At 76.6% G+C, this 12,664-nt stretch carries 8 protein-coding genes; 2 read left to right on the top strand and 6 right to left on the bottom strand.

Annotated elements, in window-relative coordinates:
• Window positions 1–8: 8 nt before the first annotated feature.
• The gene (locus EYB28_RS16225; RefSeq protein ID WP_166849960.1) at window positions 9–1,337 is read right to left on the bottom strand and encodes an ABC transporter substrate-binding protein; all 1,329 of its coding nucleotides are present in this window, start codon (window positions 1,335–1,337) and stop codon (window positions 9–11) included.
• A gap of 219 nt (window positions 1,338–1,556) precedes the next feature.
• On the bottom strand, window positions 1,557–2,075 hold the full coding sequence (locus tag EYB28_RS16220) for a DUF2505 domain-containing protein (protein ID WP_166849957.1): 519 nt from the start codon (window positions 2,073–2,075) through the stop codon (window positions 1,557–1,559).
• A gap of 105 nt (window positions 2,076–2,180) precedes the next feature.
• Here EYB28_RS16220 and EYB28_RS16215 point away from each other — a divergent pair, with 105 nt between their 5' ends.
• The gene (locus EYB28_RS16215; protein WP_166852595.1) at window positions 2,181–3,662 is read left to right on the top strand and encodes a sensor histidine kinase; all 1,482 of its coding nucleotides are present in this window, start codon (window positions 2,181–2,183) and stop codon (window positions 3,660–3,662) included.
• A 147-nt stretch (window positions 3,663–3,809) separates the two neighbouring features.
• On the opposite strand, the gene EYB28_RS16210 is transcribed toward EYB28_RS16215, so the two are convergent.
• Window positions 3,810–4,058, bottom strand: a complete 249-nt coding sequence (locus EYB28_RS16210; RefSeq protein ID WP_166849954.1) for a WhiB family transcriptional regulator — start codon at window positions 4,056–4,058, stop codon at window positions 3,810–3,812.
• A 217-nt stretch (window positions 4,059–4,275) separates the two neighbouring features.
• Between EYB28_RS16210 and EYB28_RS16205 the strand changes: the two genes are divergently transcribed.
• Complete coding sequence (locus tag EYB28_RS16205) at window positions 4,276–4,701, top strand: hypothetical protein (protein ID WP_166849953.1); 426 nt, start codon at window positions 4,276–4,278, stop codon at window positions 4,699–4,701.
• Between the two features lie 23 nt (window positions 4,702–4,724).
• On the opposite strand, the gene EYB28_RS16200 is transcribed toward EYB28_RS16205, so the two are convergent.
• The 3 genes from EYB28_RS16200 to EYB28_RS16190 form a co-directional block, all read right to left on the bottom strand.
• Entirely contained in the window at window positions 4,725–8,891 is a 4,167-nt protein-coding gene (locus EYB28_RS16200) for an FtsK/SpoIIIE domain-containing protein (protein ID WP_166849950.1), read from the bottom strand.
• An 81-nt stretch (window positions 8,892–8,972) separates the two neighbouring features.
• Complete coding sequence (locus EYB28_RS16195; protein WP_166849948.1) at window positions 8,973–11,588, bottom strand: ABC transporter permease; 2,616 nt, start codon at window positions 11,586–11,588, stop codon at window positions 8,973–8,975.
• Window positions 11,585–12,367, bottom strand: a complete 783-nt coding sequence (locus EYB28_RS16190) for an ABC transporter ATP-binding protein (RefSeq protein ID WP_166852592.1) — start codon at window positions 12,365–12,367, stop codon at window positions 11,585–11,587. Before EYB28_RS16190 ends, EYB28_RS16195 begins: the two co-directional genes overlap by 4 nt.
• Window positions 12,368–12,664 lie beyond the last annotated feature (297 nt).

Genomic DNA, 12,664 nt, shown 5'->3' with positions numbered 1-12,664 from the left:
CCGGGAGGTCAGAGCGACGCGTACTCGTCGAGGGCGCCCTGCCAGCTCTTCTCGGGGTCGTCACCGTTGAGGTCGACCCGGTTGAGGGCGTTCTGCACGGCCTGGTGGATGGCGAAGTAGTGCTGGCCCTTGAACGGGGCGCCGTCGATCGCCTCGGCGCGGGCGGTGAAGATCTCACCGACGGGCGCTTCGTTGAAGAAGTCGTTGGTGAACGACTGCACCTGCTCCGACGCCTGCGCGTCGACCTGCGACGGGAACGTCCCCGCGTTCTCGAACGCCTCGGTCTGCTGGGCCGGGTCGGTCAGCCAGGCCGCGAGCTCCTGGGCGGCCTCGACGTTCGGGCCCGACGCCGGGACCGTGAGGAAGGAGCCGCCCCAGTTGCCGCCCCCGCCGGGGAAGACGTCGGCGACGTCCCAGCCGGTGATGCCGCCGGAGTTCTCCTCGATGGGCCCGGTCATCCACGCCGGGCAGAGCATGGTCGCGAAGGCGTCGTTCTGGAAGCCGGCGACCCAGTCCTCGCCCCACTGCTCGAGGCCGGCCGAGAGCTCGTCGTCGACGGAGGCCGTCAGGACCTGGTCGTACAGGTCCTTGACCGCGGTGTTGCTCGCCAGGTCCTTCGGCTCACCGGTGGCCGGGTCCTCGTAGGCGCCGTCGAGCTGGTTGACCATGCCCTGGTAGGTGGGCACGGCGCCGTCGTACCAGGCCGCGTCGGACTTGCCGACGAACTTCTTCCCGGCGGCGAAGTAGTCGTCCCAGGTGGCGTCGTCGCCGCCCAGGAGCTCCGCGACCTTCTCGCGGTCGGTGGGCAGCCCGGCGGCCTCGAACAGGTCGGCCCGGTAGCAGATCGCCTCCGGCCCGATGTCGGTGCCGTAGCCGATGACCTTGCCGTCGGGGGTCGTGGCCTGCTGCACCTTCCAGTCGAGCCAGCGGCCGTCGAGGGCCGGGTCGGCGAGGTCGGTGAAGAGGTCGGGGAACTCCATGAGCTCCGGCAGCCAGTCGACCTCGATGGCCTCGATGTCGGCGAGGCCATCGCCGCCGGCGGCGAGCTTGGTGGTGAGGTTCGAGCGGGCGTCCTCCGACTTGGCGGCCTTGACCTGCTCGACGGTGACGTTCGGGTGCTCCTCGGAGTACCGGGCGAGGAGCTCGTCGGAGTAGCCGAAGTCGTTGAAGGTGGCGACGGTCAGCGTGATGGGCTCGTCGGGGTCGGCACCCTCGGCCGACGGCTCCTCGGAGCCGCCGCCGCACGCCGTGAGGGCGAGGGCGAGGGACGCGACGCCGGCGGTCGCCGCGACGGCGCGGCGGGTCCTGCGGGCGGTGGGTCGGGTGCTGTCGAGCACGATGACTCCCTTGTCTGGATCGGACGTCGAGGTGGTGCTTGGGACGATGGGAGCGCTCCCAACATCATGGGTGGTAGCGCTTCCATGGATGGCCACGATGGTTGCCGCCCGAAGGCGGTGGAGTCAAGCCTGTCGCGGGGTGATGGCGAGGGCCGTCGTCGCCGACGGAGCGTTCGTGCAGGTCAGAGGGCTGTGACGGGTGCGGCGGTGACCGGATCGTTACCGGGCGGTCGCATCCTCGCCGCCCTCGAACCACGCGCCGGCCGCCGCGCCCTCGGCCTCGAGGGTCGTCCGCACCGTCCGCGCCGCCGCCCGGGCGACGGCGTCGCCGAAGAGCGGGACGGAGGCGCGCACGTCGCCCTCGTAGACCTGGCGGCATCCGCCGTCCGGCAGCGGCTCCAGCCTGACCGTCCCGGTCAGCCGGACCGGGGCACCGGTGATCTCCACCGCGACCGTGCCGACGCGCCGGCCCTCGGACGGGGCCTCCCACGCCTCGGCCTGGCGGACCTCGAGGTGGTCGCCGACGAACGGACGCACCTGCGGGGGGATCAGGTCGGTCGGCAGCGTGCGGCGCACGGCGACGGTGAACCCGTCCGCCGGGGTGCCGGACACGTCCACCTGCTCGACGCTCCCGCTCGCCGCCCGGTCCGCGCGCCACCGCACGAAAGTCTCGTCGGCGAGCGCCGCGGCGACGTCCTCGACGTCGGCCGGAATGGTCAGCTCCACGGTCAGGTGCACGAGAGCACCCTACCGAGGTGGGGTCCCGCCCCTCGACGGGCGCGCGGGCCCCGGGCGGGGGCGGGGCGACCCGCGGGCGCCCGTAGGCTGGTGCGCGTGTCCGCCATGAGTGATCTCATCGCCCAGTACGCCGACCTGTCCGAGGGCGACGTCGAGTGGTTGCACCTGCTCGCCGGCGACTGGCAGATGGTCTCCGACCTCGCCTTCGCCGACCTCGTCCTCTGGCTGCCGACGAAGGACGACGGCTTCGTCGCGATCGCGCAGTGCCGGCCCTCGACCGGCGCGACCGTCCACTACGACGACATCGTCGGCGCCCTCGCCCCGGACGGCCAGCGCCCGCAGCTGGCCGCGGCGATGCAGGAGGTCAAGGCGCAGCGATCGCGCGAGCCGCGCTGGTTCGGCGCCTACGCCGTGCGCGAGGAGGCGGTGCCGGTCGTCCACGAGGGGCGGGCCATCGCCGTCGTGGCGCGCCAGACGAACCTGGGCTCCGGGCGCACGCCGAGCCGCCTCGAGCTCAACTACGTCGAGTCCGCCGACGACATCCTCGCGATGATCGCCCGCGGGGAGTACCCCACGCGCAACGCCGCCACCGGGCCCCGCCGCGGGGCGCCACGCGTGGGCGACGGCCTCATCCGGCTCAACTCGGAGGGCGAGGTGCTGTACGCCAGCCCCAACGCCCTGTCGTGCTTCCACCGGCTGGGCGTCATCGGGCCGCTCGTCGGCCAGGCGCTCGTCGAGGTCACGGCGGAGATCGCGCAGAGCCAGGACACGGTCGACGAGTCCCTGCCCGTGGTCGTCATGGGACGCGCCCCGTGGCGCACGGACATCGAGGCGAACGGCGTCGCGCTGTCCCTGCGCGCGCTGCCGCTCACCGACCAGGGCCAGCGCATCGGCGCGGTCCTGCTGTGCCGCGACGTCACCGAGCTGCGGCGCCGTGAGCGCGAGCTGATGACCAAGGACGCCACCATCCGGGAGATCCACCACCGGGTGAAGAACAACCTGGCCACGGTCGCCGCGCTGCTGCGCCTGCAGGCGCGGCGCATGGACGTGCCCGAGGCGCGGGCCGCCCTGGAGGAGGCCATGCGCCGGGTGGCGACGATCTCGCTGGTGCACGAGTCGCTGTCCCAGACGCTCGACGAGCACGTCGAGCTGGACGACATGCTCAAGCGCGCGCTGCGCCTGGCCGCCGACGTGGCGTCGACGCGCACGAGGGTGCGCACCCGGCAGACCGGTTCCTTCGGCATGGTCCCGGCCCAGGACGCGACGCCGCTGGCGCTCGTCCTCACCGAGCTCGTGACGAACGCCGTCGAGCACGCGTTCCCCGAGCGGGAGGCGGGCGTCGTCGAGATCGACGTCGAGCGGACGGGGACGGCGCTGCGGGTGGTGGTCGCCGACGACGGCGTCGGCATGGCCGACGACATCGCCGCGCTCGGCCGGGCCTCGCGCAGCGGCCTCGGCTCCCAGATCGTGCAGACGCTCGTGACCAACGAGCTGCGCGGCACCATCACCTGGGAGGCGCGCGAGGGCGGGGGCACCCGCGTCATCCTCGAGATGGAGCTCCGCGAGGGGCAGCCCGGCTCGCGCTAGCCGTGGCGGGCGGTGTGCCCGCGCACGGGCGCCCGGCGTCGTGCGCGGGTCGCCGTGCGTGAGCGGGCGCGTCGGCCGACGGGTCCGGAGACGACAGAGGGCGGACCGCACCAGGTGCGGTCCGCCCTCCGGCGGGTGCGGTCGGCGTCAGCCGGCGCGGCGGGCGCGCGCCGTCCGGCGCTTGAGCGCCCGGCGCTCGTCCTCGCTCATGCCGCCCCACACGCCGGCGTCCTGCCCGGACTCGATGGCCCACTTGAGGCACGTGTCCACGACGTCGCAGCGGCGGCAGACGGCCTTGGCCTCCTCGATCTGCAGCAGAGCGGGGCCGGTGTTGCCGATGGGGAAGAAGAGCTCAGGGTCCTCGTCGAGGCAGGCGGCCTTGTGGCGCCAGTCCATGTCAACTCCTACGGGGGTGGGAATCCTGGGAGGACGGTGGGCACGACGGCGCACGCCCGTCCGAGGCCAGGGGTTCAGGGGTTCAGTGGAACTGCTCTCAAGCGTCACATCTCGTGAAGCACCGCACAAGAGGTTGCAGAGAAGTTTCTGCCGAATGAAGCCTGAGTGCTTCATCACACTGTTGTGAAACCCCAGGTCGCACGTATCCTGGCGTGTCATGCATGCTGCTGACCCGCCCGCCGAGGCCTCCGACGGCGCCCGTCCCGCCATGCCGACCGGGCTGCGCGTCGTGACGGCGGGCGCGGGGATCGAAGGGCTCGTCCTCGTCGTGATGGCGGTCGTCGTCGCACTGGAGCTCGTCCGCGGCGAGTCGGGCAGCGTCGGCGTCAGCATCTTCCTCGTGCTCTTCTTCCTCGGGATGGCCGCCGTCCTCGTCGCCGCGACCCGCTCCCTCTGGGGCGGGCGCCGCGGCGGGCGGGCACCGCTGGTCGTGTGGCAGGTGCTGCAGGGCCTCGTCGGCGTCAGCCTCCTCGCCGGCGGCGTGGCGTGGGCCGTCGTCGCGGGCCTCGGGCTCCTGGCCGTGTCCGCGACCGTGCTGGTGGCGCTCATGACGCGTCGCGTCGTCGAGGCCACCGCCGGCTGACCCAGGCGCGCCCGCCGCGGGGGTCACGGCCGCGCCACCTGCAGCGGCCGCGCGTCGCCGGCGACGACGAGCGCCCCGCGCCCGGCCCGCGGCGGGCCGGGCTCCGCCGTCTCGCCCACCGGCGTCGCCAGCACCTCGTCCGCCCCGCGCTCGGCGGGGTGCAGGACCACGCCGGTGCGCGCGGCGCGCAGCTCGACCAAGGGGCCGCGGTGCGCCAGCAGCGCCCCGGTGGTCGTCGCGGCCGCGACCAGCGCGTGACGTCCCCGCGGCCCTGCCGGGGCGGCGGCCAGGTCCGCGAGGCGCTCAGCGTCCACCGGGCAGGTCTGGGCGAGCGCGTCGAGGTCGTCGACGACCAGGACCCCGGGCGCCGCGTCGGCGAGCAGCCCCTGGACGCCGGCGGCCGTCGGCGCGACGGCGGGCACCCCCGCGCCGGCACCCTCCTCGCGCAGCGCCGGGTCCCGCGCCACCACCCCCGCGAGGGTCCCGGTCGCGGCGAGCCGCCGCGCCACCAGGCGCAGCACCGATGTGCGGCCCGTGCCCCGTGGGCCGGTGACCAGGAGCCCGCCGGCGACGTCGACCCCCGCCGGCTCCGCCGCGTCGCCGCCGGCGCCGAGCACGACCGTGGTCGCGCCACCGGGCGTGGGCAGGTCGCCGGCGTCGACGACGCGCGGCAGGGGACGCACCACCACCGGTGCGGACGGCGGGACGGCGCCGCCCGCCACGGGCTCCCGCCCCGGCCGCACCACCTGGCACACGACCGGGTCCCCGGCGAGCCACGCCGCCCGCCCCGGCGGGCCGCCGGTGCCGGCGACACCGCTCGGGGCGCCGAGGACGACGTCGGCGTGCGCGTCGCGTCCCAGCAGCACCAGACGGGGGCCGACCCGCGCGGCGAGACCGCCCACCGTGGCGCTGTCCGCGGTGACCGCGAAAGCGGCCCCGCCCGTCGCCATCGCCCCCGCGAGCGGGTCCCACGGGTCCGGCCCGGCGAGCGCCGAGCGCAGCTGCTCGACACCGTCGACCAGCACGAGCACGGGCGCCTCTCGCGGGTGTGCCGGTGGACCGTCCGCGGCCAGCAGCCGCAGCAGCCGCACCGCCCGCCGCGGGTCGTCCGGGCCCGCCAGGGTGCCGAACCCGGGATGCCGTGCGAGCTCCTCCACGGCGCCCCGGACGGCGGGCGGCACCAGCGCGTGCACGTGCCAGCCACGTGCCAGCGCCACCCGGGCGAGGGTGAGGAGCGTCGTGGTGCGGCCCGACCGTGCGGCACCGACCACCGCGAGGTGCCCGGCGCCGGGTGACCAGCGCACGACCGACCGCCGCTGGCGCGCGGGGTCGTCACCGAGGGCGAGGGGGAGGGCCCGGCGGTCGGGGCCCGTGACGCCCCCGCCGTCCACGAGACCCGCGCTCCCGGCGTCGTCGGCGAGATCCGCGGAGCTCGCAGCGTCCGTGAGGTCGGCGAGGTCGGCGGGGCCGACCTGCTCCGGCAGCGGCGGCAGCCACGGCGCGGGCCCGGGCTCCAGGCCTCGCCGGGCGGCGGCCTCGCGCAGCGCGGCCACGAGCGCACCGACCGCGTCGGGCTCGCCGTCCGACGGGCCGTCCGCCGGCCCACCCGGCCCGCCGTCGGCGCTCGGGTGCCCGCCGGCCGTACCGCGGGGGAGGCCGGGGCGTGCGGCGGGCGCGCCGCGACGTCGCCAGACGGGCGCGCGCCGGACCCCCGGGCCCGCCTCCGGCAGCGTGCCGGCATGGGCGCACTGGAGGGCCACGGGGGCTCCCGCGCCCACGCGCAGCACCGCCCGGCCGGGGTGCTCGGGCGGGATGCGGGCCGCGGCCGGCGACTCGACCACGTCCTGCGAGTCGGCCGCGTCCACGACCCGCAGCGCGACCCGGGCCGAGACGTTGGCCCGGACGTCCGCGCTCACCGCCCCGGACGGGCGCTGCGTGGCGAGCACGAGATGCACGCCCAGCGAGCGGCCCTGCGCGGCGACGCGCAGCAGCCCGGGCAGGAACTCGGGCAGGTCGTCGGCGAGCGCACGGAACTCGTCGATCACCACGACCAGCCGCGGCGGGGCGTCGTCGCGGCCGGCGATCTCCCGCAGGTCGGCGGCGCCGGCAGCGGCCAGCAGCCGTTCACGGCGGTGCAGCTCGGCCCGGAGCCCGTCGAGCGCGCGGCCCGCCAGGCCTGCGTCGAGATCGGTCACCTGGCCCACGACGTGGGGCAGGCGCGCGCAGCCGCCGAACGACGCGCCACCCTTGAAGTCGACGAGCGCGAGCGCCAGGTCCCGCGGGGAGCGGCGCACGGCCAGCGCCAGCACGAGCGACTGCAGCAGCTCCGACTTGCCGGAGCCCGTGGTGCCGGCCACGAGCAGGTGCGGGCCGTCGTCGACCATGTCGAACGCGACGTCCCGGCCGTGCGCGTCCCGCCCGAGGGGGACGGACCAGTCGCCCCCCGCGTCCCAGCCGGCGGCGAGCGCCGGCGCGTCGGGCAGGTCCCCGGCCAGGCCCAGCACGTCGAGCAGCGGTACCCGCCCGGGGAGCCCCGGGTCCGCGGGGTCCGCGCCGTCGGGCACGTCGGCCCCGTCGCGGCCGGACGCGGGCCGCGAGCCGTCGAGGTCGCCCAGGGACCGGCGCAGCCCGTGCAGGGCGGCGACCCGCCGTGCCAGGTGCTCGGCCCAGGCCGGCGAGACACCGACGAGCGGGCCCGTGACGGCGGACCCGTCCGGCCCGGCGCGGCGCACCGAGCGGCCGTCGACCTGCCACAGGGTGCGGCACCAGGCGGGCGGATCGGCGCCCTCGGGCAGGCACAGCACCACGGCGGCGGGTGGGTCCGCGCCGTCCCGGAGGGCGTCGGCGGGCACCGGCTCCCCGGCGGCGAGGTCCGCCACGACCGCGCGGGGACCGTCGTCGGGGAACCACCGGCACCACGACCAGGCGTCGTGTCCGTCGCCGACCACGCGGACCGCGGCGCCCCGGACCGCGAGCTCGGCGACGACGGCGCGCGCCACGGCCCGCACCTCGTCCCGGGGGCCGCGCACGGCCAGGGCGCCGTCGGGCAGGAGCGTGCCGGTGCCGGCGACCGGCGCCTCGCCTGCCCGGGCCGGCGTCGCGGCGCGGACGGCGCGGCTCCACGCGCCCGCCGAGGCCTGGTGCGCGGCGACCGTGCCCGCGAGCAGGGGCCCCGGGGCGCTCCCCGGGGGAAGCGGCCCCGCCGTGCCCGCTGCCCAGGCGGCAGGGCCGGCCGGCGTCTGGGCCGGCTCCCGCCCGGCCCGGCGGCGGCGCCGGGCCGCCAGCAGCTGGGGCACGAGCGCGAGCACGCCCACCAGGGAGAACAGGGCGTACAGGGGCTGGCGCACCACGGCCGCGAGCACCAGCGACCCGACGATCGGCACGACCGCCGCCGCGGCGACCCGCGGGCCACGGCCCTGCTCGTGGTCGGGCGGCGGATCGGCCACCAGCCACGCGTCGACGCCGCCCGAGCGATGCAGGGTGTAGCGGGCGCCGGGCAGCACCAGGCCGGCCTCCGGCCGCCAGCGACGCGGCAGCGCCCCCACGGCGCCGGCAGCACCGGCGGCACCGACGGCGCGGTCGGCGCCGCCGCCCCGCCCGCCGGACGCCGCCTCCCGGACGAGCCGCGCCGTCGCCGCTCCGCGCCGTCGTCCCGCCGACCGCACCCGCACCCGGTCCGGGCGCCGTCGCGACACACGCACCACGACGGGCCGGCCGCCGGGCGGGCGCAGCGTCACCCGCTCGCCCGGCGCGAGCGCCACCGGCCACCCGGCGTCCGGGCCGTGGGCGCGGACGACCACCCACGGCGCGCCGAGGACCGCGGCCTCGACACGAGGCCCCCGTCCCGCCGTGCGGGCGCCGGGCGCCCGGCGCCGCGTGCCGTCCTCGGCCACGGCGAGGGTGGCGCCCGGCAGCAGCGGTCGCTCGCCCACGACGTCGCGGTCGGACAGCCGGACGCCGTCCGCCGCGAGCGGTGCGTGGCGCAGCTCGGGGCGCCGCAGCAGGTCGGCCAGGCCCCCGCGGACGGTGCCGAGGGCGACCCCGCGCGGCAGCACGACCTCCTCTGCCGGGGCGACGACGACGCGCACGCCGTCCTGCGCGGCCCGGGCCGACGCCCGGGCGGACGACCGGACCGTGGCCGGGACGCCGGCGGGGGAGACGGCGCGGGCGGGCACCTCGGTGGTCGGCATGACCACCAGGGTGCCCGCCCGGGGCGGCCGCCGTCGGCGGCCTGTGGACAACTCCGGCCTGGGGGCCGGATCCTGCCCGCGCTACTCCGCCGCCAGCGCCTCCACGGGGGAGGTGCGCACCGCGGCCCGCGCCGGGACCACCGACGCCACGAGGCCCGCGACCGCCGCGACGCCCAGCATCGCGGCCAGGTCCGCCCACGGCACCACGAACACGGGCTCGCCGGCCCAGCCGAGGGCGGACGCCGCGCCCGCCCAGCCGTAGACCAGGCCGAGCAGCACGCCCAGCACCGCCCCGACCAGCGCGATCAGCAGCCCCTCGACCGCCAGCATGCCGCGCAGCTGGCCCCGCGACAGGCCGATCGCGCGCAGCGTCGCCGACTCGCGCCGCCGCTCGATGACCGACAGCGACAGGGTGTTCGTCACGCCGATGAGGGCGATGACGACCGCGACCGCCAGGAGCCCGACGACGATCGCCAGGGCCGTGTCGATCACCTGCTGGAACGTGGCCCGCTCGACGGCCGCGCCCATCACCTGCGCCGGCGACTCGGTGTCCGCGACCGCGTCCTGCACGGACGGGACCACGGCGACGGCGTCGGCCGGGTTGTCCAGGCCCACCCAGAGCTGGGTGGTCGGCGCTGCGGCGTCGAGCCTCGCCAGGTCGTCCGGCACCACGAGGAAGCCGTCGTCGACCAGGTCGGTGACCGCCGCCGTGCCCTCCAGCGTGCCGTCCGCGCCGGTGATCGTCAGGGCATCCCCGTCGGTGATCCCGTAGACCTCCGAGAGCTCCTCCGGCACGACGACCGTGCCCGCGGCGAGCGGTTCCACCATCTCGGTGCTGCGCAGCACCGCGTCGGCGTCCGCCGGGGCGACGGCGCGCACCGGAAGGGTGGCGTCGTCCCCGCCCGGGACCGAGACGTCGCCGCTCGTCACGGGCACCTCGACGACCGTCGCCACGCCGTCCAGCCCGGCCACCGTGCCCGCGAGCCCGTCGGTGACGGGAGGGGCTCCGGCGGGGCCGCTGTCCAGGTCGGTCGCGACGACCACGTCCACCGGGTAGCGGGCGTCGAGCTCGGAGTCCATGGTGACGCGGGCGCTCGCCGCGGCCGTCGACATCATGGCCACGAGGGTCACGCCGATGAGCAGCGCGGTCGACGTCGCCGCGGTGCGCCGCGGGTTGCGCAGCGTGTTCGCGGCGGCGAGCCGCGCCGTCGGGCCGGAACCGCCGACGACCCGCCCCGCCAGCGCCACGACCTTCGGCAGCCAGAAGACCGCGCCGACGAGGATCCCGACGAAGGAGAACGCACCGCCCGCGAGGGCGACCAGCAGGCCCGTCGTGGGCTCCTCCGCGACGACGCTCAGCGCCACACCGGCACCGAGGAGGGCGAGGCCCACCACGGTGACGAGCAGGGACAGCACGAGCCGGACGCGCCCGGCGCCGCGGGCCGCCGTCGGGGACTCGGCCGGGCGCAGCGCCGCGAGCGGCGCCACGCGGGTCGCGGCGCGGGCTGGCGAGAGCGCCGCGACGAGGGTCACCAGGGTGCCCGCCACCAGGGGCGCGATCACCACGACCGGCGTGACCTCGATCGCGGAGGGCAGCGGGACGCCCAGGTCCATGTTCCGGCCGACGGCGAGGGCCGCCTGTGCGAGGCCCGACCCGAGCACGAGGCCCACGACCGAGGAGAGCAGCCCCACGATCGACGCCTCGACCAGCACCGACCGGCGGAGCTGGGACTTGTCGGCGCCCACGCAGCGCAGCAGCGCGAGGGTGCGGGTGCGCTGGGCGACCAGCACCTGGAACGTGTTGGCGATCACGAGCGCCGCCACGAGGAGCGCGATGGCGGCGAAGACGAGCACGAACGTCACGAAGACGACGTTCTCGCCGCCGGTCGTCTCGGCCGCGACCCGCTCCGCGTGCTCGTCGGGGGTGACGACCTCCAGCATCGAGGCGTCCGCCTCCTCGGCCTGCGCGGTCGTGGTGACGGCGTCCTCGACCGCGGTGCGCACCTGCTCCAGGTCCGCACCGTCGTCGAGCGTGGCGAGGACGGTGGCGGGCATGGCCGACGTCTCCTCGCCCGGCGCGACCATGTCGGCCTCCCAGTCGGCGACGTCAGCGGCGGGCGCGACGGCGGCGCCGCCCAGCATCGCGTAGGCGCCGTACGGGTCGTCGAGGGTGCCGGAGACCACGACCTGCTCGCGGACCTCGGTCCACGTCGGCTCCGTGCCGTCGGTCCCCTCCTCGAAGGCGCCGCGGACGAGGTCCGTCTCGTCGCCCGGCGCGACGTCGAGACGCTCGGCGACGTCGACCGGCAGCGCGATCTCGCCCGAGGCGTCGGGCAGCGCGCCGTCCACGATCTCCAGCGGCAGCACGTCGAGGTTCGTCGGCTTCGCCAGCACGCCCTGGTAGATGGTCCGCCCGCCGTGCTCGAGCTGCTGGTACGACATGGTCATGGGGTCGGCGGACGCGACGCCGTCGGTTCCCCGCACCGCGTCGACGGTGGCCTCGCCCGCCGGGGCGTCGGCGACGACGAGGTCCGCGCCCTTGAACTGGGCGGCGATGGAGTCGTAGGTGGTGCTCGTGATGACGTTGCCCGCGATGAGGGTGATCGCGACGAACGCGGTGCCGATCACGATGGCGACGCCCGCGGCGGCCAGCCGGCCGGCGCTGCGCCGCATCTGCGACAGGGTGAGTCGGATCATCGCGCGGCCACCGTCCGCAGCGCGTCGAGGCCCGCCAGGGCCGACTCGGGGGTCGGGTCCGTGATGTCGCCGGCGATCTTGCCGTCGGCGATGAGCACGACGCGGTCGGCGTAGGCGGCGGCCGCCGGGTCGTGGGTGACCATGATGATGGTGCGGCCGAGCTCGCGCACCGAGCGGCGCAGGAAGCTCAGCACCTCGGCGCCCGAGCGGGAGTCCAGGTTGCCCGTCGGCTCGTCGGCGAAGACGACGTCGGGCTGGGCGATGAGGGCGCGGGCGATGGCGACGCGCTGCTGCTGGCCGCCGGACAGCTCGCTGGGCCGGTGCTCGAGGCGCTTGCTCAGGCCGAGCGTGTCGACGAGGGTGCCGAACCACTGCTGGTCCGCGGTGCCGCCCGCGAGCTCCACCGGCAGGGTGATGTTCTGCGCGGCGGTGAACATCGGCAGCAGGTTGAACTGCTGGAACACGAAGCCCACGCGGTCGCGGCGCAGCGCGGTGAGCGCCTTGTCGTTCAGGCCCGTGACCTCGGTGGAGCCGATGAACGACTGCCCGCTCGTCGCGGAGTCGAGGCCGGCGAGCAGGTGCATGAGCGTGGACTTGCCCGAGCCGGACGGGCCCATGATCGCGGTGAACCGGCCCGTCGCGAAGTCGACGTCCACGCCGTCGAGGGCACGCACCTGGGCCTCGCCCCGACCGTAGGTCTTGGTCAGGGCGCGCGCCCGCACGGCGGGGGTGACGGCGGGGCGGTGGCCGTCGTCGCCTGCGGGGGCGTCGTCGGGCATCGGGACGAACACGGTGGTGTCCACGGAGCTCTCCGGTCTTTCTCGCGGGTGGTGGCCCGCGATGACGCGTGCGGGCCAGGACACCCCCGACGCTACGGAGGCGCGGCGGGCGGGACATCGGCCCGGAGGGTGGTCCTCGTCAACTCCCAGGTCATCCCCAGGTATGACATCGCCCCCCGAGACTTGTCAGGGTGTGCGCGAGGTATACGTCGCGCACACCCTGACAACCCGCCGTGCGGCGGGTTCAAGCGGTCGTCGCAACACCTGATCTAGCGAGGGGTGTTGCGATGGGTGACG

The sequence above is a fragment of the Isoptericola sp. BMS4 genome (genome assembly GCF_011634835.1).
In the GTDB taxonomy this organism is placed as follows: Bacteria; Actinomycetota; Actinomycetes; order Actinomycetales; family Cellulomonadaceae; genus Isoptericola.
Note: the sequence above shows the minus strand (reverse complement) of the source record. Positions and strands in the feature narration are given on the sequence as shown.

What these genes read in the sequence shown, in the direction of transcription:
- EYB28_RS16215 (WP_166852595.1), top strand. Translation starts at nt 2,181, where the DNA reads ATGAGTGATCTCATCGCCCAGTACGCCGACCTGTCCGAGGGCGACGTC.
- EYB28_RS16210 (WP_166849954.1), bottom strand. Translation starts at nt 4,058, where the DNA reads ATGGACTGGCGCCACAAGGCCGCCTGCCTCGACGAGGACCCTGAGCTC.
- EYB28_RS16205 (WP_166849953.1), top strand. Translation starts at nt 4,276, where the DNA reads ATGCATGCTGCTGACCCGCCCGCCGAGGCCTCCGACGGCGCCCGTCCC.
- EYB28_RS16200 (WP_166849950.1), bottom strand. Translation starts at nt 8,891, where the DNA reads ATGCCGACCACCGAGGTGCCCGCCCGCGCCGTCTCCCCCGCCGGCGTC.
- EYB28_RS16195 (WP_166849948.1), bottom strand. Translation starts at nt 11,588, where the DNA reads ATGATCCGACTCACCCTGTCGCAGATGCGGCGCAGCGCCGGCCGGCTG.
- EYB28_RS16190 (WP_166852592.1), bottom strand. Translation starts at nt 12,367, where the DNA reads ATGCCCGACGACGCCCCCGCAGGCGACGACGGCCACCGCCCCGCCGTC.